This is a genomic window from Bradyrhizobium australafricanum (assembly GCF_020329495.1).
GTDB classification, from domain to species: Bacteria; Pseudomonadota; Alphaproteobacteria; order Rhizobiales; family Xanthobacteraceae; genus Bradyrhizobium; species Bradyrhizobium australafricanum.
On the sequence record NZ_JAGKJL010000006.1, the window covers coordinates 23,420 to 46,294 of the forward strand.

At 65.0% G+C, this 22,875-nt stretch carries 19 protein-coding genes; 7 read left to right on the top strand and 12 right to left on the bottom strand.

Going from position 1 to position 22,875, the window contains the following annotated elements; genetic code table 11:
- Positions 1-113: 113 nt before the first annotated feature.
- Positions 114-1,028, bottom strand: coding sequence for an intradiol ring-cleavage dioxygenase (locus tag J6525_RS07500; protein WP_225643303.1), 915 nt, complete (start codon positions 1,026-1,028; stop codon positions 114-116).
- Positions 1,029-1,197: 169 nt separating this feature from the next.
- Between J6525_RS07500 and J6525_RS07505 the strand changes: the two genes are divergently transcribed.
- The 3 genes from J6525_RS07505 to J6525_RS07515 all read left to right on the top strand — a co-directional run bounded on the left by J6525_RS07505 (position 1,198) and on the right by J6525_RS07515 (position 5,573).
- Positions 1,198-2,472: a serine hydrolase domain-containing protein gene (locus tag J6525_RS07505; protein WP_225643305.1), complete on the top strand. Its 1,275-nt coding sequence runs from the start codon at positions 1,198-1,200 to the stop codon at positions 2,470-2,472.
- A 185-nt stretch (positions 2,473-2,657) separates the two neighbouring features.
- Positions 2,658-4,166, top strand: coding sequence for a sensor histidine kinase (locus J6525_RS07510; RefSeq protein ID WP_225643306.1), 1,509 nt, complete (start codon positions 2,658-2,660; stop codon positions 4,164-4,166).
- Between the two features lie 87 nt (positions 4,167-4,253).
- Positions 4,254-5,573: a dicarboxylate/amino acid:cation symporter gene (locus tag J6525_RS07515; protein ID WP_225643308.1), complete on the top strand. Its 1,320-nt coding sequence runs from the start codon at positions 4,254-4,256 to the stop codon at positions 5,571-5,573.
- Positions 5,574-5,623: 50 nt separating this feature from the next.
- On the opposite strand, the gene J6525_RS07520 is transcribed toward J6525_RS07515, so the two are convergent.
- Positions 5,624-5,881, bottom strand: a complete 258-nt coding sequence (locus J6525_RS07520) for a hypothetical protein (RefSeq protein ID WP_225643310.1) — start codon at positions 5,879-5,881, stop codon at positions 5,624-5,626.
- Positions 5,882-6,502: 621 nt separating this feature from the next.
- Between J6525_RS07520 and J6525_RS07525 the strand changes: the two genes are divergently transcribed.
- Together J6525_RS07525 and J6525_RS07530 are read left to right on the top strand one after the other, a co-directional pair.
- Positions 6,503-6,898, top strand: coding sequence for a helix-turn-helix domain-containing protein (locus J6525_RS07525; RefSeq protein WP_016844123.1), 396 nt, complete (start codon positions 6,503-6,505; stop codon positions 6,896-6,898).
- A 522-nt stretch (positions 6,899-7,420) separates the two neighbouring features.
- A complete protein-coding gene (locus J6525_RS07530; protein ID WP_225643312.1) occupies positions 7,421-7,753 on the top strand; it encodes a hypothetical protein in 333 nt (110 codons plus the stop codon).
- 39 nt (positions 7,754-7,792) lie between these two features.
- On the opposite strand, the gene J6525_RS07535 is transcribed toward J6525_RS07530, so the two are convergent.
- The 8 genes from J6525_RS07535 to J6525_RS07570 form a co-directional block, all read right to left on the bottom strand.
- Positions 7,793-8,875 (bottom strand): isocitrate/isopropylmalate dehydrogenase family protein, encoded by a 1,083-nt coding sequence (locus J6525_RS07535; protein ID WP_225643314.1) that lies wholly within the window; start codon positions 8,873-8,875, stop codon positions 7,793-7,795.
- A 112-nt stretch (positions 8,876-8,987) separates the two neighbouring features.
- Complete coding sequence (locus tag J6525_RS07540; protein ID WP_028334327.1) at positions 8,988-10,058, bottom strand: alcohol dehydrogenase; 1,071 nt, start codon at positions 10,056-10,058, stop codon at positions 8,988-8,990.
- Positions 10,059-10,142: 84 nt separating this feature from the next.
- Positions 10,143-11,111, bottom strand: a complete 969-nt coding sequence (locus J6525_RS07545) for an ABC transporter ATP-binding protein (protein WP_225643316.1) — start codon at positions 11,109-11,111, stop codon at positions 10,143-10,145.
- The gene (locus tag J6525_RS07550) at positions 11,108-12,094 is read right to left on the bottom strand and encodes an ABC transporter ATP-binding protein (protein ID WP_225643318.1); all 987 of its coding nucleotides are present in this window, start codon (positions 12,092-12,094) and stop codon (positions 11,108-11,110) included. The genes J6525_RS07545 and J6525_RS07550 overlap by 4 nt, the downstream gene beginning before the upstream one ends.
- Complete coding sequence (locus J6525_RS07555) at positions 12,091-12,963, bottom strand: ABC transporter permease (protein WP_092082680.1); 873 nt, start codon at positions 12,961-12,963, stop codon at positions 12,091-12,093. Before J6525_RS07555 ends, J6525_RS07550 begins: the two co-directional genes overlap by 4 nt.
- A complete protein-coding gene (locus J6525_RS07560; protein WP_057017526.1) occupies positions 12,950-13,900 on the bottom strand; it encodes an ABC transporter permease in 951 nt (316 codons plus the stop codon). The genes J6525_RS07555 and J6525_RS07560 overlap by 14 nt, the downstream gene beginning before the upstream one ends.
- 6 nt (positions 13,901-13,906) lie before the next feature.
- Complete coding sequence (locus J6525_RS07565; protein WP_225643320.1) at positions 13,907-15,448, bottom strand: ABC transporter substrate-binding protein; 1,542 nt, start codon at positions 15,446-15,448, stop codon at positions 13,907-13,909.
- Positions 15,449-15,565: 117 nt separating this feature from the next.
- Positions 15,566-16,798 carry a CaiB/BaiF CoA transferase family protein gene (locus J6525_RS07570; protein ID WP_225643322.1) on the bottom strand — a complete coding sequence of 411 codons (1,233 nt, stop codon included), beginning with the start codon at positions 16,796-16,798 and terminating at the stop codon, positions 15,566-15,568.
- Positions 16,799-16,951: 153 nt separating this feature from the next.
- Here J6525_RS07570 and glgA point away from each other — a divergent pair, with 153 nt between their 5' ends.
- Complete coding sequence (gene glgA, locus J6525_RS07575; protein ID WP_225643324.1) at positions 16,952-18,379, top strand: glycogen synthase GlgA; 1,428 nt, start codon at positions 16,952-16,954, stop codon at positions 18,377-18,379.
- 180 nt (positions 18,380-18,559) lie between these two features.
- Entirely contained in the window at positions 18,560-19,618 is a 1,059-nt protein-coding gene (locus J6525_RS07580; RefSeq protein WP_057017529.1) for a class I SAM-dependent methyltransferase, read from the top strand.
- 111 nt (positions 19,619-19,729) lie between these two features.
- Here J6525_RS07580 and J6525_RS07585 read toward each other — a convergent pair whose 3' ends face one another.
- Entirely contained in the window at positions 19,730-21,361 is a 1,632-nt protein-coding gene (locus J6525_RS07585) for a L,D-transpeptidase (protein WP_225643326.1), read from the bottom strand.
- A gap of 264 nt (positions 21,362-21,625) precedes the next feature.
- Entirely contained in the window at positions 21,626-22,864 is a 1,239-nt protein-coding gene (locus J6525_RS07590) for an MFS transporter (protein WP_225643328.1), read from the bottom strand.
- Between the last annotated feature and the right edge of the window lie 11 nt (positions 22,865-22,875).

Consider the following 22,875-nt stretch of genomic DNA (forward strand, 5'->3'; position numbering starts at 1 on the left):
GCCTTGCGCAACATGTCGCAGCCCGCGCGAATTTTCCGCGCGCTGCCAAAACTTGCGATTCGCCCAATCCTTGTGCGGCGCACAAGAATTAGGCAGAAGCGTTCAGAAACCGATCAAGCGTCTTCGGTGAGCTTGGTGCCAAGCGGCGCGGGCGCGATTCCGCCGCCGGGCTTCACACGGAATTCGTAGGTCATCAGGCTCCACGGCCCATCCGATCGCTGGCCATCGGGCATGACAGGATCGGTGCGGCGCTCGACCTTGGCGATCAATTCATCCTTCACGCCGAACACGACGTCGGAATCGATGTACTTGTCGCCCTCGACGAAGACATGCGTGATCAGAGGCTCGTAGCCCTTGGCGTTGACCAGGAAGTGCACATGCGCCGGCCGCATCGGGTGACGGTTGGTCTGCGTGATCATCTGCCCGACCGGGCCGTCGGTCGGGATCGGATAGCTGCACGGCACGATGGTGCGGAAGAAGAAGCGGCCGTCGGCATCGGTGATGAAGCGCGCCCGCGACGACGGACCTTCGGTGGCATAGCTCGGCTTCTGCGAGTCATAGAATCCGTCATCGTCCGCGTGCCAGATATCGACCGGCACATTGGCCAGCGGCTTGCCGTCAAGGTCGGTGACGCGGCTCTGCACGAACATGCGCTCGCCCGGCAGGCTTGCCGAGATGTCGGTGCCGTGCGGCTTCACCTTGTGCTCGCCGACATAGAACGGGCCGAGCACGGTGGTCTCGGTCGCGCCGTCGCGATCGCGATGGTTGACCGCATCGACCAGCATCGACACGCCGAGCACGTCGGACAGCAGGATGAACTCCTGGCGGATGTCGGTGCACTTCTGCCCGGTGCGGGTCAGGAAGCCGATCGCCTGGTCCCATTCCTCGAAGGTGAGATCGGTCCTGCGCACATAATCGTGCAGCGACTTCACCAATTCCTGCAGCAGGAACTTGGCCCGCGGATCGGGTGTCTGGTCGAAGCTGCGGATGACGGCGGCGGTGAGCTCGGTTTCGTTGAACTGGGTCATCTCGGCGTTTCCCTTGACGGATACCTTGGCAGATACTTTGGGCCCCTTCGGGGGCGCGATTGCAGGGGCGACGGTACACCACCAGCTCAATGCCGGTAAGCGGCAGCGGATTGGTGCAGCAGACACTTTTCGGCTATCAAGGCTGCCTTGCAAGCCGGAGAAACGCCTGATGCTAGCCCCCACGCCTGCCTCGCCCGAATCCGCGGGAATGTCGACCACTGCCCTCAACCGCCTCGAAGCGCATCTGAAGAGCCGCTACATCGATGCCGGCCGTTTTCCTGGCACGCAGGTCCTGATCTATCGCCGCGGCAAGATCGTGCATTCCACGGTCCAGGGCTTTGCCGATCTCGAGCGCAAGGCGCCGGTCAAGGACGACACCATCTTCCGCATCTATTCGATGACCAAGCCGATCACATCGGTCGCCTTCATGATGCTGGTCGAGGAAGGCAAGGTCGCGCTCGACGAGCCGGTCGCGAAATATATTCCGGAATGGAAGAACCTCGGCGTATTCGTCGCCGGCACCGCGCCCGCCTTCCTGACCCGCCCACCGACGCGGCCGATGCAGATCGTCGACCTCTTGCGCCACACCTCGGGCCTCACTTACGGCTTCCAGCAGCGCTCCAATGTCGACGCGGCCTATCGCGAGAAGAAGATCGGCGAGGTCATCAAGGCCGGCACGCTCGACGGCATGATCGAGGACCTGGCGAAGATCCCGCTGGAGTTCTCCCCGGGCGAAGCCTGGAACTACTCGGTCTCGACCGACGTGCTCGGCTATCTCGTCGGCAAGATCTCAGGTGTGCCGTTCGAGCAATTCCTGAAGGAGCGCATCTTCAAGCCGCTCGGCATGAACGACACGGATTTCTTCGTACCGGCCGACAAGGCGCATCGGTTTGCCGCCTGCTATTCAGCCGATCCGCAGGGCGGCTTTAACCCGCTCGCCGCCGAGCGCAAGGGCACACTGACGCTGCAGGACGATCCGACCACCAGCTCCTTCCTGGCGCCGCCTTCGCTGATCTCGGGCGGCGGCGGACTGTGCTCGACCGCGGCCGACTACCTGACCTTCTGCCGGGCCCTGCTCAATGGCGGCGAGCTCGGCGGCGTCAGGCTGCTCGGCCCGAAGACGTTGAAGCTGATGACCTCGAACCATCTGCCCGGCGGGGTCGACCTGCCGGCGATGTCGCGCTCGATGTTCGCCGAAGCCGCCTATAACGGCATCGGCTTCGGCCTCGGCTTCGCCGTCACCATGCACCCGTCGCAGACGCTGATCGCCGGCAGCCCGGGCGAATTCAACTGGGGCGGCGCCGCGACGACGTCGTTCTTCATCGACCCGGCCGAGGAGCTGATCACGATTTTCATGACCCAGGTGCTGCCGTCGAGCGCCTATCCGCTGCGGCGCGAGCTGCGCACCATGGTCTACGCCGCGATCACCGAGAGCAATCTCTGACATGACGTCATTCCGCGGCGCACACCTCGTTTGAGCATGATCTCCGCGCGAACGCGTTCCGCGTTTGTCGCGAGGGATCATGCTCAAAGCGCCGCGGAACCTTTCTGATATAAAACTATTTCCTTTGGCGAATTTTTCCCGCCTCCCCTAAGCTCGCAGCGAATGGGCACCGACCCGGGGACTTCGTGCCGAAACTGACATTGCCAGTCCGTCTCGCGCTTCTGGTCGCGGGAACGATGTTGCCGCTGATCATCTTCGCGGTCGGGATCGTCTTCCACAATTATCAGCGGGATCGCCAGGCGGCCACGCAGCGCGTGCTGGAGACGGCGCGCAGCATCCGCCTGCTGCTCGATGCGGAAATGCAGCGCATGACCGGCGGTCTGCAGGTGCTGGCCCTGACCAATTCGCTGCGCAACAGCGACTTCGACAATTTCCGCCGCGTCGCGGTCGGCTTCATCGACCAGTACGGCAAGGACGGCGTGGTGCTGGTGGCGGACCGCGCCGGACGCCAGGTGTTCTCCTCGCTGACGCCGGATACCGCGAGCCTGCCGCCGCGCAACAATCTCGAGATCCTCGAGAAGGTGTTCGCGACGCGGCAGCCGCAATACTCCAACCTGTTCTTCGGCGCGGTGAAGCAGCGGCTGATCATCACTGTCGAGGTACCGGTGATGCGCGACGGCGAGGTGCTCTACGACATCTCCTTCAGCCCGCCGATCGAGGTGTTCCAGGCCATCATCGAGAAGCAGCGCCTCAACCAGGACTGGACCATCTCGATCTTCGACAGCGACGGCGTCAACCTGGCGCGGGTGCCAAATCCGCAGGCGACCATCGGCCAGCGCGCCTCGCCATCGCTGTTCGCCGAGATGTTCCGCCGCGGCGAGGCGACGCTGCCGACCGTCTCGCTGGAAGGCGTTGCGCTGATCACCGGTTTCACCCGGTCGCGCGTCACCGGCTGGACCGTCGCCGCGGGGATCGCGGAGAACTCGCTGGTGGCGCCGCTGTGGCGCTCGCTGGCGATCACCAGCGTGATCGGCGGCGTCCTGCTGCTGGTCGGGCTCGGCTTTGCGGTGCGGATGGCAACCACGATCGCGCGCGGCGAGATGCTGCACGACCTGCTGATCGAAGAGCTCAACCACCGCGTCAAGAACACACTGGCGATCCTGCAATCGATCGCCACGCAGACCTTCCGCAGCGCAAGCCGCACCGAGCGCGACAAGTTCGAGGGGCGGCTCGGCGCGCTGGCCGAGGCGCATAATCTGCTCTCGACCGACAAATGGCAGAGCTCCGACTTCCAGGACGTGGTCAGCCGCGTGCTGCGGCCCTATCTCTTGAACACCTCCGAGCGGGTCAGGATGTTCGGCCCCCGCGCGCCGCTGTCGCCCCGGCTTGCTCTGGTGCTGTCGATGATCCTGCACGAGATGGCGACCAACGCCGCCAAATATGGCGCACTGTCCAACGACACCGGCACGGTGACGCTGGACTGGGAAATCCTCAACGAGAGCTCCGAACCGAAGCTGCGGATGATCTGGACCGAAACCGGCGGCCCACAGGTCACCGCGCCGGTCCAGCGCGGCTTCGGCTCACGGCTGATCGAGCGCAGTGCCCGCGACCAGCTCGGCGGCGAGGCCACCGTGGATTTCCTGCCCCACGGCGTCGTCTACACCGTGACCAGCACCCTCGAAATCGACGGCTGACCCGGCAGGAGTGCCCGATCCTGCGACATCTTGGCACGCAAGTTGCTATGATTGGCGGGTTCGGCCGGCCAGAAACAGGGAGAAGTCATGTCGACCATCGCAGCGGAAGCGACAGTTGCGCGCAAGCCGCTTTACACATCACTGTTCGTGCAGGTGCTTGTCGCGCTGCTGCTCGGCATCGTCATCGGCATGGCCGCGCCCGATTTCGCGATCGGGTTGAAGATATTCAGCGATGCCTTCCTGAAGCTGATCTCGATGATCGTGGCGCCGATCGTGTTCTGCGTCGTCGTGCACGGCATTGCGGGTGCCGGCGACCTCAAGAAGGTCGGCCGGGTCGGCGTCAAGGCGCTGGTCTATTTCGAGGCGATGACGACGGTTGCGCTCGTGGTCGGCCTGCTGCTCGCCTATCTGTTCGGCCCCGGCCACGGCATGAACATCGACACCGCGACGTTGGATGCCAAGGCGCTCGGCAACTATGCCAGCAACGCGCAGAAGCTGAAGGGCGAAGGCATCGGCAGCTTCCTGCTCAACATCATCCCGACCACCTCGTTCGACGCGCTGTCGCGCAACGACGTGCTGCAGGTCTTGTTCTTCGCCATCATCTTCGGCGTCAGCCTGGCACTGGTCGGCGGCGAGAAGGGCGAGAAGATCTCCTCCTTCATCGACGCGGTCTCGACCGTGCTGTTCCGCGCCATGGGCCTGATCGTGCGCTTCGCTCCGATCGGCGTGCTCGGCGCCGTCGCCTATACGGTCGGCAAATACGGCGTCGGTTCGCTGAAGCAGCTGCTATCGCTGGTCGCGCTGTTCTACGTGTCGGTCGCGATCTTCGTGCTCGGCGTGCTCGGCGCCGTGATGGCGCTCGCCGGCATCAACATTCTCAAGTTCCTCGGCTACCTGCGCGAGGAGCTGATGATCGTGGTCGCCACGGCATCGTCCGACGCGGTGCTGCCGCAGGTGATGCGCAAGCTGGAGCGTTTCGGCGTCAAGGATTCGGTGGTCGGCCTCGTGATCCCGACCGGCTATTCCTTCAACCTCGATGCCTTCTCGATCTACCTGACGCTCGCGGTCGTGTTCATCGCGCAGGCGACCAAAACGCCGCTGTCGTTCGGCGACCTGATGCTGGTGCTCGGCGTGTCGCTGATCACCTCGAAGGGTGCGCATGGCGTGCCCGGCTCGGCGATCGTCATCCTGGCGGCGACGCTCAACGCCGTGCCGAGCATCCCGGCGATTGGCCTCGTGCTGGTGCTCTCGGTCGACTGGTTCATCGGCATGGCGCGCGCAGTCGGCAATTTGATCGGCAACTGCGTCGCCACCGTCGTGGTCGCGGCATGGGAAGGTGACCTCGACCGCGACAAGGCCCGTCGCGTGCTCGAAGGCGCCGAGGCGGTTGACGTGACTGCGGGCTGAGCCGCGCGTCCCAAGCCGAGCAGCGTCCCGCGCGTAGCGCGGGGCGTGACTTACTTGATCAGCCTCAAATACGGCGGCAGTTGCCGGGTCGTCGATTGTTCCAGCACGGGCTCATCCGAAGCGATCATGTCACAGAGGGCCTTCAGCTCGGAATCCGTCACCTTGTGGAGCTCCATCCGAAGCTCGAGGATGGCAAGGGACAACAGCCGTGCCGTCTCCGTGTTCGCCCGGTCGGTCAGGAACGCCTGACATTCCTCCAGCGTTGCGAGCAGCGCCAGCAACCGTTCTTCCGTGTTTGCGACCGGCATATCTTCAACTCCCGAAGCCGCGAGGTAGAGTCGAGGCGTTCCCCTCTTTCGCTTCATTGGCCCCTCCCGCCAGAGTTCGCCGGCTTGTCGTAGGCACACATTTGTTCCAGATGATTGAGAACTTTTGGGCAATTGTCCAGCAACATTCCGAAAGCCTGACTTGGACTTACGTCAAACTCTTGCAAATCGGATGATTCAGTCAAGCACCCGCCGGCCCCTTCTCGACCTCAGGCTGCACTAGCTGGGGTTGCATCCGTGCAACGACGCCCGTACAATATAGTGGCCCGTAGAACTACGGGCGCTGTGCATTGACGCCTATTATGCATGTGCGCAAAATCTGTGTCGATCAAACTCGCGCTAGTTGTGGTTTGGTCAATATTTTGCCAAATGTAGAGGGCGGGGTGTCGACAGACACCTTGGCGCGGTCGACTTCAGGTAGTCGACCGAGTCGGTACTAGGGTGTTTCCTTGCGCGTTTGCGTTTGGATACCATCCCGCGATCTTCCTGGATTTCGTAGTTCAGACGAACTGGCGATCCACTCGAGCTTAACGCGGTACATCATGAACGTGTCCCTGACCCAGCCGGGCCAGGGATTCTCGATTTGAAGGACGGGTCACAAGAATGAACAGATCAGCAGCAAAGAAGATGAAGCAGCGCAGTGCCGGCAAGCCGGACATTGAGTTGGGCAAGCGGATTCGCCTACGCCGTGTCGAGCAAAAGATCTCGCAGGCCGAACTCGGCGACAAGCTTGGCGTCAGCTTCCAGCAGGTTCAAAAGTACGAGAAGGGCGTCAACCGTGTCGGCGCTGCCCGCCTTCAACAGATCGCGACCGCGCTGGATGTGCCGGTCACCTTCTTCTACGACGGCGACAATAAGGCGCGCGAAGTCGAGAGCCTGCTGTTCCTCGACAGCGCGTTCAGCCTCCGGTTGCTGCGCGCCTACAGCAAGATCAAGGATCAGACGGTGCAACGTCAGCTGGTGTCGCTGATGGAATCGATCGCCGCCAACGAAGACTGAGCGCAGATCGGGTCGCGTCACCGCGAACGCGATCCCACCACACCGCAACGGCCGGTCACCGGCCGCTGCGGCTGCACACGCCGGTCGGGCCAGGAAGACGTCGAAGCGCTGCCATCGCCGATGGCGGCGCTTTTTCTTGAGGCGCTTCTGTCTTTCAAGATTTTGTGATCCAGGCGGATAGCTTCAATACCCGCCGGATGCACGGTCTTGAAGCGGCGACGAGCATCGCGCCATGATCTCACCGCTCCACGTGAGCATGATCTTCGCGCAGGTAGCCGCGCATGCGCGTCGCTCTTTTCAGCTCGCGCTTCGACTGCCCATCTCGCGCAGCGCATGCGCGCGCAATGCGTCGCTATTCTGTCGCGCGGCCAATTGTCGCCCGCACATCAGGCGACCTCATAACTCCCGCATTTCCTCAGTTGAACCGGCGCCGCCAGAACCAAGTGCACGAGCCTGTCTTTTTTGTCGCAGCAACGAAGTGGCCCGCATGGACGTTCTCAGGCTTCAACCAAGGAGATCTCGATGAATATCAAGCTTGCCGTTATTGGACTCGCCGCGCTTGGAAGCGCAGCGTTGATGTCCGGCGCGGCATCCGCGATGCCCAACGGGCTTCCGCAAGCCGGTCACATCGCGGGCGAAACGTCCAATGTCGACAAGGTGCGTCAGGTCTGCGATCGCTGGGGCCGCTGCTATTGGCGACCGGGCGCATACGGCTACTACGGACCGCGCCATCACGGATGGCATCATCGTCCGCAATTCCACCATCGCCCGCATCATTACGGGCACCGCCCTCATCACGGCGGACATCATGGTGGCCATCACGGCGGCGGACACCACGGCGGACACCATCGCTAATCATCAGCGAGGGGGCTTCGGCCCCCTCACCCTTCCGCGCTAGAGCGCTGCCAGCACCGCCTTCGCGACATCGGTCGTGCCGTTGCTGCCGCCGAACTCAAACGGCTTGATGCCGTCGGCGTAGACCTTGTCGACCGCGCGCTCGATCCGCTCGCCGGCCTCGGCGGCGCTTTCGAGTCCATGCTTGTCGGCGAGCCAGTCCAGCATCATCGCGGCCGACAGGATCATCGCGGTCGGATTGGCCTTGCCCTGCCCCATGATGTCGGGCGCCGTGCCATGACACGGCTGAAACACCGCGTAGCGGTCACCGATGTCGGCTGACGGCGCCATGCCCATGCCGCCGATCAGACCGGCGGCGAGATCGGACAGGATGTCGCCGAACATGTTCTCGGTCACCATGACGTCGAAGTCCCACGGACGCTTCACCAGCGCAGCCGCGGTCGCATCGATGTAGAGGTGGTCAGCCCTGACGTCGGGATGACGCCTCGCAGTCTCGTCGAAGATGTTCCGGAAGAATGCGAACGCCTTGAACACGTTCGCCTTGTCGACGCAGGTCAGCCCGCCATTGACCTTGCCGCGCGCCTTGCGGCGTTCGGCGAGCCGGAACGAGAACTCGAACAGCCGCTCGGAGGTGTGGCGCGTGATCACCATCGTCTCGCGCGCCTCGCTGTCGGTGACGACGCCCTTGCCCATCGAGGCGAACAGCCCCTCGGTCGATTCCCGGATCACGACGAGGTCGATACCCTTCTGGTCGGCGCCGACGATCGTGCTCGATACACCGGGGATCAACCGCGCGGGCCGCACGCCGGCATAGAGATCGAAGATCATGCGCAACTCGATCTGCGGCGCGATCTCGGTGTTGTCGGGGTAGCGCACCGACGGCAGGCCGCAGGCGCCGAGCAGGATCGCGTCGGCCTCCTCGCACAGCCGGATCGTGCTCTCCGGCATCGACTTGCCGGTTTCCTTGTAATGGCCCGCGCCGGCCGGCGCCTCGGTGAAGCGGAATTTGAGACCGGCCGACGCCTCGATCTTGCGCAGCACGTCGAGTGCCGGCGCCATCACTTCGGGGCCGATGCCGTCGCCACCGAGGACGGCGATGTGGAGTGGGTCGTTGGCGGACATGGGATTCTCCGGAACACAACAGTCATTCCGGGGCGATGCGGAGCATCGAACCCGGAATCTCGAGATTCCGGGTCTGGTGCTGCGCACCATCCCGGAATGACGGTGAGTTGATCTACGGCGTCAGCACCGCGCGGCCGACCAGCTGGCCCTTCTGCAGATTTGTCAGCGCCTCGTTCGCCTTTGCCAGCGGCATCGGCGTGACCGGGATCGCCGGAATCTTCTTGGTCCGCACGAGGTCGAGCAGCTCCTGGGTCTCGCGCAGATTGCCGACATAGCTGCCCTGGATGGTGACCGCCTTGATCGGGATCAGCGGCAGCGCCCAGGGCGCGCCGCCGCCGAACAGGCCGACGATCACGAGCTTGCCGCCCTTGGTCAGGCAGTCGAAGCCGAGCTGCGAGGTCTGCGCGTTGCCGACCAGATCGATCGCGGCACGGATCGGCTGGCCGGCCTTCTTGACGAGCTGTTCCAGCGCGTCGGGCGCCTTGCCGTCGACGGTCGCGAGCGCACCCGCGGCCTCGGCCGCCTCGCGCTTCCTGGCGTCGATATCGACCACGATCGCGCCCTTGCCGCCCATCGCCTTCAGCAGCGAGAGCGCCATCAGCCCGAGACCGCCGGCGCCGAAGATCACGATCGGTGTGTCGAGATCCTTCTCGACCTTCTTCAGCGCGCTGTAGGTCGTGACACCGGAGCAGGCATAGGGCGCGGCCGTGACGGGATCGAGCCCCTTGAGGTTGAGCAGATACTTCGGATGCGGCACCGTCATGTGGTCGGCGTAGCCGCCGTCGCAATAGACACCGAGCGCATTCGGCTTGATTGCGCACATGTTCTCGTCGCCGCCGAGGCAGGTCGGGCACTTGCCGCAGCCGAGCCAGGGATAGGCCAGCGCGACATCGCCGACCTTGAGGCCGCCCTTGTCGGCGTCCTTGACGTCGGGCCCGAAGGCCACGATCTCGCCGACCGTCTCATGGCCCATCGTGCGCGGCAGCGAGACGCCGCGATCCTTCAGCGACAGCGGCTTGCGGCCGTGGCCGAGATCATAGCCGCCCTCCCAGATGTGCAGATCGCTGTGGCAGACGCCGGCGGCCTTGACCTTGATCAGCACCTGCGTGCCGGACGGCTGCGGCGTCGGCTGATCGACCTCCTTCAAGGGGGCGTTGAAATCGACGACCTGGAAACTCTTCATCGCTGTTCTCCCGTAGCTTGTTCTTGCGGCGGACCTTGCCACGCCTGCCCGTCCGGGACAAACGCGGTGTCGGCCTCCGGATATTTAGATCAGGGGATGATGGCAAGCCGCGAACTGGCCGGGCGCAACCACACGCAGTTCTGGCACTTCGCTGGCGCAGCGCGTGTCGGCCCGGGGGCAGCGGGTGCGGAAACGGCAGCCGGAGGGCGGCGCGATCGGCGACGGCGGCTCGCCGACCGGAACGCTCTGGGTCGGGCGGACATCCGGATCCGGCACCGGGATCGCCTCGATCAGCAGCGCGGTATAGGGATGCGCCGGCCGTGCAAACAACTGCTCCGACGGGCCGACCTCGCAGAGCCGGCCGAGATACATCACCGCGACGCGATCTGAGACCGCCTTCACCACGGCGAGGTCGTGGGCGATGAACAGCAGGGTCAGGCCGTAGCGCGCCTTCATCTCCTCCAGCAGATTGAGGATCTGGGCGCGGATCGAGACATCGAGCGCGGACACCGGCTCGTCGCAGATCACGAATTCCGGATTGAGCACCAGCGAGCGGGCGATGCAGATGCGCTGGCATTGTCCGCCGGAGAATTCATGCGGCAAGCGTCCGCTCACCAGCGCCGGATCGAGGCCGACCGCCGACAGCACGTCACTGACGCGCCGTCGGCGTTCCTCGGGATCCTTGACGCCCGCGATCGCCAGCGGCTCGGCGACGATGTCGCCAATCCGCCGCCGCGGATTGAGCGAGGCAATCGGGTCCTGGAAGATCAGCTGCACGCGCCGGCGCATCTTGCGCAGTGGCTCGCCCTTCAGCGTGGTCAGATCGTGCCCGTCGAACAGCACCTTGCCGGAGACGGCCTGGCGCAATTGCAGCACCGCGCGGCCGAGGGTGGACTTGCCGCAGCCGGATTCGCCGACCAGCCCCAGCGTCTCGCCGCGCGCGATCTCGAGACTGACATCGGAAACGGCATGGATGGTCTTGCCTCCCACCGAATATTCGACGACGAGGTTTTCCACCTTCATCAGCGGATCGGGTGCTGCCTGCAGCATCATGCGCGGATCCCCGCGGTGATCGGATGGAAGCAGGCGTAGAGATGCTCCGGCGTTTCGGCCCGGCTGAGCTGCGGCTTCTCCGCGCCGCAGCGCTCCGCGGAATAGCGGCAGCGCGGCGAGAACGAGCAGCCCTTGAGCGGCCGGGTCGGATCGGGCGGCCGCCCGGAAATCGCCGGCAGCGGCGTATGCGGCGCGACGTCGAGCTTCGGCAACGCGGCGAGCAGCGCCTCGGTGTAGGGCATCCGCATCTGCTTGAACAAGGCCGGCGTCGGCGCGCGTTCGACGACGCGCCCGGCATACATCACCGCGACCTCGTCGGTGCGGCCGGCGACCACGCCGAGGTCATGCGTGATGATGATCATCGCCATGTGACGGCGCTGCTGCTCGCGCGCCAGGAGATCGAGGATCTGCGCCTGGATCGTGACGTCGAGCGCGGTGGTCGGCTCGTCCGCGATCAGGAGCTGTGGCTCGCAGGACAGTGCCACCGCGATCGCGACGCGCTGGCGCATGCCACCGGAGAGCTGGTGCGGATATTGCACGAGGCGCTGCTCGGGCGCGGGAATGCCGACCGCCGCCAACAGTTCGATGCTGCGCTGCCGGGCCTCCGCAAGATCGAGCTCGAGATGTTCCACAATGGTCTCGATCAGCTGGGTGCCGATGGTCAGCACCGGATTGAGCGAGGTCATCGGGTCCTGGAACACAACCGCGAGCGAGCGGCCGCGCAGCTTGCGCAATTTCTCGGCCGGGAGTTTCGTCAGGTCCTGCCCGTCGAACATCACGCGGCCGGACAGTTTCGCCTTCTTGGGCAACAGCTGCAGGATCGCGCGCGACAGCATGGTCTTGCCGCACCCGGACTCGCCGACGATGCCGAGCGTCCTGCCGGCACCGACGGCGAGATCGACATGATCCACCGCCCGCAGATTGCCGCGCGGCGTCGGCAGGTCGACCACCGCATTCTCGACCGAGAGCAGCGTCCGGCTCATAGCGCCCCCTGCCTGGGATCGGTCAGCGCGCGCATCGTATCGCCGATCAGGTTGAACGAGAGCACGGTCAGGAACATCGCGATCGCCGGAATGAAGGCGAGCCGCGGCGCCACCTCGAGGCTCTCACGGCCCTCCCCGATCATGCTGCCCCAGCTCGAGATCGGCGGCGGCACGCCGAGGCCGAGAAAGGACAGCGAGCCCTCGACCACGATTGTGACGGCGACGCCGAGCAGGAAGAAGGCGAGCAGCGGCAGCATCACATTGGGCAGCAGCTCGCGCAGCAGGATGCGCGCATGCGTTGCGCCGAGCGCCTGCGCCGCGATGACGAATTCGCGCCGCGCCAGCGACAAGGTCGCCGCCCGCGCCACCCGCATGAAGGCGGGAATGCCGAGCACGCCGAGGATGCAGGTCAGATTGAAGATCGACTGGCCGAGATAGGCGGTGACCGCAAGCGCCAGGATCAGCGGCGGGAACGCCAGCAGCACGTCCATGCTGCCGACGACGAAGGATTCGAACCGGCCGCGGAAATAGCCCGCGAGCATGCCGAGCGCGCCGCCGATGGTGACACCGATCATCGGTGCGCAGAGGCCGACGATCAGCGAGATGCGCGCGCCATAGATCAACCGCGACAGCTCGTCACGGCCGAGACCGTCGGTGCCGAGCCAATGCTCGGCGGAGATCGGCGCCCGCCGCTCCAGCATGTCCATGTCGGTCGGGCTCGGCAGCGGCAGCAGGTCGGCAAAGATCGCGACCGTGAACACCAGCGCCATCCAGCCGATCGCGATCCAGAACAGCATGCCGAGCCCGCGGCGGCGCCGGGCCGGCGTCGCACCGGCCTCTTCCTCGAGGCTGAGCTCAAGCGTGGCCATGGCGAATCCTCGGATCGAGAAGGGCGTAGAGCATGTCGACGATGAAATTCATGATCACGAAGCCCGCGGCAACCAGCAGCACCACGCCCTGCAGGATGATCAGATCGCGGGTATAGATCGCGCCGACCAGGAGGCGGCCGATCCCCGGCAAGGCGAAGATCGACTCGACGATGACGGCGCCACCGATCAGGCGGCCGATATTGATGCCGGTGATGGTGACGAGCGTCAGCGACGACGGCTTCAGTGCGTGCACGAACAGGATGCGCGACGGCTTGAGGCCCTTCGCCTTGGCGAGCGCGATGTAGTCCTCCTGCAGCGCCGCGATCATGTCGGAGCGCAGCACGCGCATGATGCCCGGCCATTCCGCAAGCCCGAGCGTCAGCGCCGGCAGCACCATGAAGCGCAAATTGGCGACCGGGTCCTCGGTGAACGGCACATAGCCGGTCGCCGGCAGCAGGCGCAGCTCTACCGCAAACAGATAGATCAAGAGGATCGCGGACAGGAAGGTCGGCACCGACAGCATGCCGAAGGCCGAGCCGGTCATGAAGCGGTCGAACGCGCTGCCGGCCTTGGCCGCGCAGGCGATCGCCAGCGGCACGCCGATCGCGAGCCCGATCAGCTCGGCCAGGATCATCAGCTCGAACGAGACCGGGACGCGGTCGCTGACAGCCTGCAGCACCGTCTGCCCGGTGCGGAAGGATCGTCCGAAGTCACCCTGCAGGATGTGCCACAGCCAGCCGAGGTAGCGCAGCCAGATCGGCTGATCGAGCCCCATGTCGTGACGCAGGGCCGCGACGTTCTCCGGCGTCGCCTGGTCGCCGAGGATCACATAGGCCAGATCGCCGGGCAACAGCGAGGCGATCACGAAAGTCAGGACCGAGACCGCGATCAGCACCGGTACCAGGTACAGGAGCCTGCGCGCGACGAAGAACAGCATGAAAGGCTATTCCTTCCAGGCGTCGGAGACGTCGAGCACCCCGTTGAACATCTTCGGCACGCCCTTCACCTTCGCGCTCGAGATTGCGTAGTAGGTGTTCTGGAAAGTCCAGAACCAGATTGCTTCCTTGTTGATCAGGCGGCTGATCGCGCAATAGTCCTCGGTGCGCTGGGCGACGTCGGCCGTGGTCCGCGCATGCTCCAGCAACCGGTCCAGCTCCGGATTGGAGTAGTTCGCGAGCGCCACCGGGCTGCCGGTGTGGAAATTGGCGTACATCTGCGGATCGGGATCGGCGAGATCGACGATGCGCCACGGCGTGAGCTGGAACTGGCGCATGAAGGCGCGCGGCGGAATGGTCGCCTGATCGACCTGCTCGATCTCCATGTTGGCGCCGATGCGCTTCCAGAATTGCTGCAACACCTGGCCGCCGGTGCGGCCGCGCGGCGTCGCCGTGACCAGCATCTTGAATTCGACCGGCTTGCCGTAATCCTTGATCAACGCCTTGGCCTTTTCGACATCGTAGGGCAGCGCGCCGTCATCCTTGCACTTCACCCAGGACCCGTCGCCGTAGGGATTGCTGGCCGGTCGCGCCAGGCCATTGGTAATCGCCTGCGACATCTTCGTACGGTCGAGCGCCATCACCAGCGCCTGGCGCACGCGCACGTCGTCGAACGGCGGGACCTTGGTGTTGAAGGCAGCGACTGCAGCCCCCGAGCCTTCATAGGTATGCACGGTCAGGCTCGTGTCCTTGCGCGCCCTGATGATGTTGTCGGCATCGGCTTCGTCGTCCCAGATGATGTCGGCCTCGCCCGATTGCAGCGAGGCAAAGCGCGACTGTGCATCCGGCAAGGGCTTCAGGACGATGCGGTCGAGATAGGGCTTGCCCTTGTTCCAGTAGTCCGGGTTCTTCTCGAGCACCATGCGGTCGCCGGCGGTCCAGGACTTCAGGATGTAGGGACCGGTGCCGACCGGGTTGCGGTTGTAGTCGTCGCCCTTGGTCTTCCATGCGGTCGGCGACTGCATGACGTTGTTGGAGCTTTGAATGGTCTGCGTCGCCGGGAAGTTCACGGCCGGGTCGCTGAAATTATAGACCACCGTCAGGTCGTCGACCGTGTTCACGCTGATGATGTTCGTGATGTAGAAGGCGCAACGGCATTTGTTGGCGGGATCCTTCTGGCGGTCGAAATTCTCCTTCACAGCCTGCGCGTTGAACGGCGTGCCGTCATGGAATTTGACGCCTGGACGGAGCTTGATGGTCCAGGTCTTGAAGTCTTCCGAATGCTCCGACGACAGCGCGAGCTTCGGCTTCACCTCGCCCTTGTCGTCGAGTGTGGTCAGCGTGTCGAAGATTGCGGCCGCCGCGGTATTGGCTGAGGTGTCGTAGACGCCGACCTTGAGCGGGTCGAAGCCGGGAATGTCGAGTTCCTGGCCAACGTTGAGCGTGCCGCCCTGCTTCTGCGCATTGGCCGGTGCAGCGAATGCCGCGGCACTGAATCCCGCCACAAGAAATATGCGCGCAACGGCGTGCGCGCGCCCAACCAGCTTCATCAATGCTCCCTCCCAGGTGGGCGACGTCCGGTGTTCCGGATCGTCGTCTGTTGGGCGGCAGATTGTCCGGAATCGCCGCGCGCGACAAGACCGTAATGCGGATGAAAAGCCGCAGGCTTAATGACGCGCCGTCTTTGCCGGTTGCGCTGCGAAGCCTGCGATCTGATCCTCGGAGAGCCCGATCTCCTTCAGATAGGACAGCGTGTGCTCGCCGAGCGTCGACATCCGCTTGCGCGCACCGACCGCAGCGCCGGACATACGGAACGGCAGATTGAGCACCTTGAAGCTGCCGCCGCCGTCCGCAACCTCGGCCAGCGCGCCGCGATGGGCGATTTGCGGATCGGCGAGCGCCTCGCGCACGGTGCGATAGGCCGATGACGGCACGCCATACTCGTTGAGCGCGGCAAGACAGGTCTGCGTGCTGACCGAGCGCGACCACGCCTCGACGCCCTCCATTAGGCCCGCCCAGTTCTCCCGCCGATCGGCATATTTGGCGAAGCGCGGATCGGACACCCAATCGGGACGGCCGATCACCTGCATCAGGTTCTGGAACGTCTTCTCGCTGGCGATCGCCACCATCACGTAGCCGTCGGTGGTCTCGATCGGGCCGAACATCGGGCGCTGGGTTTGCTTCACCTCGAATTGCGACCATTGCAACTCGTTCAGGGTCAGGCTCAGCATCGATTCCAGCATCGAGACGTCGATATGCTGGCCCTTGCCGCTGGCGGCGCGCTGATAGAGCGCCGCCGAGATCGCACCGAAGGCGTAAACGCCGGTCAGCACATCGGCGTGGTAGATGCCGCAATAGTCCGGCCGGCTGCGGCCCGGCTGGTAGGCGAGATGCGCCATCTCGTAGCCCGAGGCGGCATGGATCACCGGCGCATAGGCCGGCAATTCCGCCGATGGGCCAGTCTGGCCGTAGCCGGAGATCGAGCAAAAGATCAGCTTCGGATTGATGTCGCGGACAGAGGCGTAATCGAGCTTCAGCCGCCGCATCACGCCGGGACGGAAATTCTCCACCAGCACGTCGGCGGTGGCGATCAGCCGGCGCACGGCTTCGACGCCGGCCGGCGACTTCAGGTCGAGCACCAGGCTGTTCTTGCCGATATTGAGCTGGCCGAACGCCGTCGAGCAATTGTTGCGCACCGGCGGCCGCGTTCGCATCGTCTCGCCCTCGGCGGGCTCGATCTTGATTACCTCGGCGCCCATGTCGGCGAGCATCCGCGTGCAATGAGGTCCGGCGATCGTGGTCGAAAAATCGAGCACGCGAAGGCCGTCGAAGCTCCGTGTCAAATTCCCCTCATCGTCAGCGGCTATGGTCGTCGGCAAAGCTTCCTCCACCTTCGTCATTGGTTGTTCGGCGTCGCGTGACCCTAAAGTGAGCCGCCCTGGCGGGAAAGCGTCTCGTCCAGACCGGGAGCGCGGGCCGTCTTGCATTTTACTCAAAGGCAGATTGGACCCGATCTTGCATAGCCATGTCACGGGCTGGAACGAGGGCGCTTGTTGAAGGTCTTATTCGTCACGACGGAGATGGACGATTTCGTCCGCGTGGGCGGGCTCGCCGCCGTTTCCGCCGCCCTTCCACGGGCGCTCCGCCCGTGGAGCGACGTCAGGATCATGCTTCCCGGCTACCGGGATGTGGTCGAACAGTTCACGCATATTGAAATCGTTGGGCAATGCCGAGCGCTCGCCGAGATGCCGGCCTGCACGCTCGGGCGTGCGTCGACCAGGGACGGACTTCCGGTCTACGTGCTGCTGTGCCCGCAACTCTACGAAAGGCCGGGCAATCCCTATGGCGATGAGTCCGGCCGCGACTGGCCCGACAACGACATCCGCTTCGGCCGCTTTGCCTCCGCCGCTGCCGAACTTGCAGCCGGGATGCTGGACAAGAATTGGGCAGCGGACCTCGTACACGCCAACGATTGGCAGGCCGCGCTCACACCGGCCTATCTCGCCTGGCGCGGCGCGCGGATTCCATCGATCCTGACCATCCACAATCTCGCCTATCAGGGCCTGTTTCCGAAGGACTCGCTGCGGCGGATCGGCGCACCGGAAAGCTCGTTCCACATCGACGGGCTGGAGTTCTACGACAAGCTCTCCTTCCTCAAGGGCGGCCTCGTCTACGCCTCGCATCTGACTACGGTCAGCGCGACCTACGCCAGGGAGATCACAACCGCGGAGCTCGGCTGCGGTCTGGAAGGCCTGCTCCGCGTGCGCTCCGACGCCGACCAGCTGACCGGCATCCTGAACGGCATCGACGAGAGTTGGGATCCGCGCCATTGCGCGCAGCTCGCACAGCCGTTCGGCTCCGGCGACTGGAAGGGCAAGCAGGCCAACGCCGACTATGTCCGCCGCCAGTTCGGGCTTGCGGTCTCGCGCGGGCCGATCTTTGGCCTCGTCGCACGCCTCGTGCATCAGAAGGGCGTCGACCTCGTGCTATCCGCCGCCGACGAGATCATCAGGGACGGCGGACAGATCGTCGTCACCGGCAGCGGCGAGCCCGCCATCGAGGATGCGCTGGTGGCCGCGCATCGCCGCCGGCCCGATGCGATCGGGGTGATCATCGGTTTCAACGATGGGCAGGCGCGCCGGATCTTCGCCGGCAGCGATTTCACCCTGATGCCGTCGCGCTTCGAGCCCTGCGGCCTCAGCCAGATGTATGCGCAGCGCTTCGGCTCGCTGCCGATCGGCCACCAGACCGGCGGGCTTGCGGAAACCATCGCCGACGGCGAGACCGGCTTCCTGTTCGCGCAGCCGTCGGCGGAATCCTTCCTCGGCGGCGTCAGGCGCGCCTTCGACGCCTACCGCGCCAAGGACCGGCTTAACGCCATGCGCTCCAGCGCGATGGCCAAGTCCTACAGCTGGGACCTGTCGGCCGCCTGCTATGGTGCGCTGTACAAAAGGCTGGTCATGCCGCGCGTGATGGCATAGGCGGCCCGCCTCGCGGGCTTGTGGAGCCCGGCGGCTGTGGGATCCCACCGGCCCGGTAACAATCGGGTCATTGCACCGAACCTTTCAGGCGATCACGTCGCCACACGGCTGGACGACGACGCATGCGTGAAATTGCGAATGATGACTTTTGGCCAAACGCGATTGCGATGGAGGAACATCATGGACGTCAACGAAGAGCGCCTCAATTCATTCATGGGAAAGATGATCGGCGATGTCGGCGCGGCGATGAATGCCTCGTTGATGCTGCTGGGCGACAAGCTCGGGCTGTACAGGGCCCTCGCGCAGGGCGGGCCGATGAATGCCGCGGCCCTGGCCAAGGCAACGGGAACGGCCGAGCGCTACATCCAGGAGTGGCTGTCGGCGCAGGCGGCCTCCGGCTACATCGAGTACGACAAGGCATCCGGAAAATTCTCGATGCTGCCCGAGCAGGCGCTCGCGCTGGCCGACGAGGACAGCCCGGTCTTCCTCGGCGCCGTCGGAAGCCTGGTCGGCGCGACCTTTCTCGATGAGCCGAAAATTACCGACGCCTTCAAGACCGGCAAGGGCGTCGGCTGGAACAGGCGCAGCGAGTGCCTGTTCTGCGGCACCGCCCGCTTCTTCCGCACCAGCTACAAGCACTATCTGGTGCAGGAATGGCTGCCGGCGCTCGAGGGCGTTGTCGACAAGCTGAAGAAAGGCGCTGTCGTCGCCGACGTCGGCTGCGGGCACGGCGTCTCGACACGACTGATGGCGGAAGCGTTTCCAAAATCAACCTTCTACGGCTTCGATTATCACGAGGGCTCGATCGAGGCGGCGCGGAAGTCCGCGCGGGAGGCGGGATTGTCGGACCGCGTTCATTTCGAAACGCATTCCGCCAAGACATTCCCGGCCAAGGGCTATGACCTCGTATGCTTCTTCGACTGCCTGCACGACATGGGCGATCCGGTCGGCGCCCTCAAGCACACCCGCTCCACCCTCGCCGACGACGGCACCTGCATGCTGATCGAGCCGTTCGCCAACGACCGGCTGGAGGACAACCTCAATCCGATCGGGCGCGTCTACTACGCCGCCTCGACGATGATCTGCACGCCGGCGTCGCTGGACCAGGAGGTCGGGCTCGCGCTCGGCGCGCAGGCCGGAGAGGCGAGACTGCGCGAGGTGGCGCGCCAGGGCGGCTTCTCGCGGTTCCGCCGCGCCGCGGAGACGCCGTTCAACCTGATCCTGGAAGCTCGCCCGTAAGACGGGCAACCGCACAATGCGATTGGGCGGCGGCATCACGCCGCCGCCCAACGCTGCAATGCCGATCTGACGCCGCGGCCGCTCGTTGCGGCCTGCGTCCTCGACGCTCCGCTACCAGTCCTGTTGCGATTGCCAGAAGTACTGGCCGCCGCGCCGGCGCGGATTGGCCGCTTGCGGATTGCCGTAAATCTGGGGATTGCCGTACTGGGGATTGCTGTATTGGGGACTGCCATACGGGGTGCCGTATTGGGTGCCCGATTGGGGATTCCAGCTGCGCTGAGAGAAGAAGCCGAAACCGTCGTCGTCCCTGCTCGCAACCATGTCGTCGGTCATCATGGGCCGGGTCGGCTTGCGCGTGATGAAACCACCCTGGGGCTGGTTGCTCAGAACGGCGACGAACTCGGTGCGATAGTTGGTCTCGGCGCTCAACGGCTCGTCCGAGATGATGATCGAAGAGCGCGCAACGGCAGTCGGCGCGATGCGATCCAGCACATCCTGCGGGATGGTGACACGGTCGAGCGCGTTCCTGGCGTTGTCGCCGTCGTCGATCGACACCTCGGTCCAGCGCAGGCCGCCCGCGTCGTTGCGCGCCATCGCCGTATAGATGTGCGTGCCGATCGGTTTGTCCGGATCGCGAATGGTGACGGGAACCTCGATGCTCGAGTCGAACACCTCGCCGCCATCAGCCCACGGCTTGTGGGTGTTGCGCCGAACGTAGAGCTTTTGCGTCGCGCGGCTGATGTAGACGGAGACCGGCTCCAGCGCGAGCTTGGCCTCGGTCGCCGCCTTCTGGGTATCGGCTTTCTTGGTCTCGGCCGCCTTGGCGGCGTCCTTGGCGGCGGCTGCGGCGTCGAGCTTCGGCTTGGCGTCGCCCTGCGCGGCCTCGAACTGCGCGGTCGCTTCCGCGGCCTTGGCCACCGCCTTCTGCTTCAGATCCTCGGCGCGCGCCTTGGCCTGGTCGGTCTTGGCCGCGGCGAGCGTCTTGTCGGCCAACGCAACCGCCGCGTCGGCACGGGTCTTGATCTGTTGCAATTTGCGCAGCGACGCCGGCGTGAACAGTGCGGCTTCCTTGGTCGCGGCTATCGAAGCCTTCTTCGCCTCGTCGGCCGCCTTGGCGGCATCCGCGGCCTCGCGGCTGAGCTTCTCGGCGCGCGCCGGAGCTGCCGCAATGGCTTGCGCGTTCGGCACGAACAGCGCCGGATGGGTGAAATCGACCGGGGCCGGATCGTTCGGCGCGATGATCACCCGCATCCCGATCCGGGTCTTGTCGAACAGCTTCTCGGCAAAATCGTAGGGCATCCGCACGCAGCCGTGGGAGGCCGCATATCCCGGCAGCGGTCCGCCATGCAGCGCGATGCCGTTCCAGGTGATGCGCTGCATGTTGGGCATCCAGGCATCGTCATAGAGGGTCGAGTGGTGGTCCTTGTCCTTCTCGATCAGCGCAAAGACGCCGGCCGGCGTCTCGCGTCCCTTGACGCCGCTCGACACCGGCGCACGGTGGATCCAGCCCTCGGCGTCGTAGAGCGTCACCTTCTGGGCCTTGATCGACACGATCGCCATGATCGGCTCGCCAGCGGTGCGCGGCGCGGTCGCCTCGACGGCTGCCGCGGGACGCTGCTCTTTCGCCGCGACGCCGCCGGTCAGTGACGCAAGTGTGACCATCGCTGCGAAAGTCACAAAGGCGGGTTGGCCCCAACGCCGCATCGCTCCGGTGGTTTGCGCCGTCGTCCTTCGATGTGCCATGCCGCTCCTCGGTCGAAATGCCTGCCCGCGCTGCGTCAATCCCGTACCAGACCGCGATTTTGGATTGATTAATCGCCGCCACGGTCCAACGCGCGAACTCGCTCCTGGGGACCATCGGACTCGTTCCAGCAGCAAATCACTTATGTATTCACTCATATATGACGGCACATGCAGGAGAAAGGGTGCCGCGCAGCAAAACCGACCGGTAGCCGCATCCCGGGTCTGGTCGGTGGCAGCCTGTGGTGCCGCGGTTGCGCCCTGCCATCATGCCGTCCGCCGCGTCTCCGGCATCACCAGCCAGATCACGAACAGCCCGAATGCGGCGATCCCGGCCAGCCCCACGAAGGCGGTGCTGCTGCCGAGCTTGTCGCTGACATAGCCGGCCAGCACCGTGCTGAGCGACGCGCCAATGCCGACTGCGGTGCCGACAATGCCCTGCGCCAGGTTGAAATGGCCGCTGCCGAAGGCGATGTCGGCCACGATCAGCGGCACCATTACGCTGAAGATCGCCGCGGTAATGCCGTCGAAAATCTGCACCATGACCAGCACATAAGGGTCGCGCACCGTCGCGAACAACAGGCCGCGAATCGCCAGCGCGGCGAACGCGATCAACAGCAGCGGCCGCCGCCCCCAGGCCTGGGCCTTGCGGCCGACCGACGGCGAGGACAGCGCGACGATCGCCTGCGGCACAATGATGCAGGCCGCGATCAGGACCGGCGCCCATTGGCTCGACCGTGTCGTCACCACGCCCGCCATCAAGGGCAGCATCGCGGCATTGGCGAGCTGGAACAGCATCATCGCGCCGGCGAAGATCAGGAGCGGCCGCTGCCGCACCAGGCTGACGACGCTGGTGGCGCGCTTGTCGGGGACTTCCCGTTTCACCTCGCCATGGGCCTGCGCGATGTCGATCTCGCGCTCGCGGATCCGGGCCAGCGACAACAGCGTCGGGATCGCCAGAATGAAGGTGACGAGGAACACCGAGCGGCTCGACAGCAGATAGCCGCAGGCGCCCATCAGTGCTGCGGCCGAGCCGCTGCCGAGCGAGGCGAAGCGTGCATTGCGGCCGAGCCGCTCGCCGATCGCAAGCGGCCCGACCAGGCCGAGGCTGATCGCGGCGATCGCCGGACCAAGCACGCAGCTCGCGAGCGCGTGCAGCGTTGCGGCGAGCGTCACCACGGGAAAGATCGGCCAGAGCGCGTAGGCTAGCGCGCTGGCGCCGATCGCGGCCACCGCACAGCCCGCAACGACCCGCTCCGAGCGCGCCGCATCGACGATCGCCCCGCCGGGCATCTGGCCCAAGAGGCCGATAATGCCGCCGATCGAGAGCACGAAGCCGATCTCGACCTGGGTCCATTTCTGCGTCGTCAGGTAGACCGCGACGAACGGGCCGAAGCCGGTCTGCACGTCGGCCAGGAAGAAGATGAACCAGTCGAGGCCGCGCTGGCTTTCCCGCGACGGTCCGCGCGGTTCCTCCGGAGTGGGCTGATCGGGGACAATTGACACAACGTTGGTGC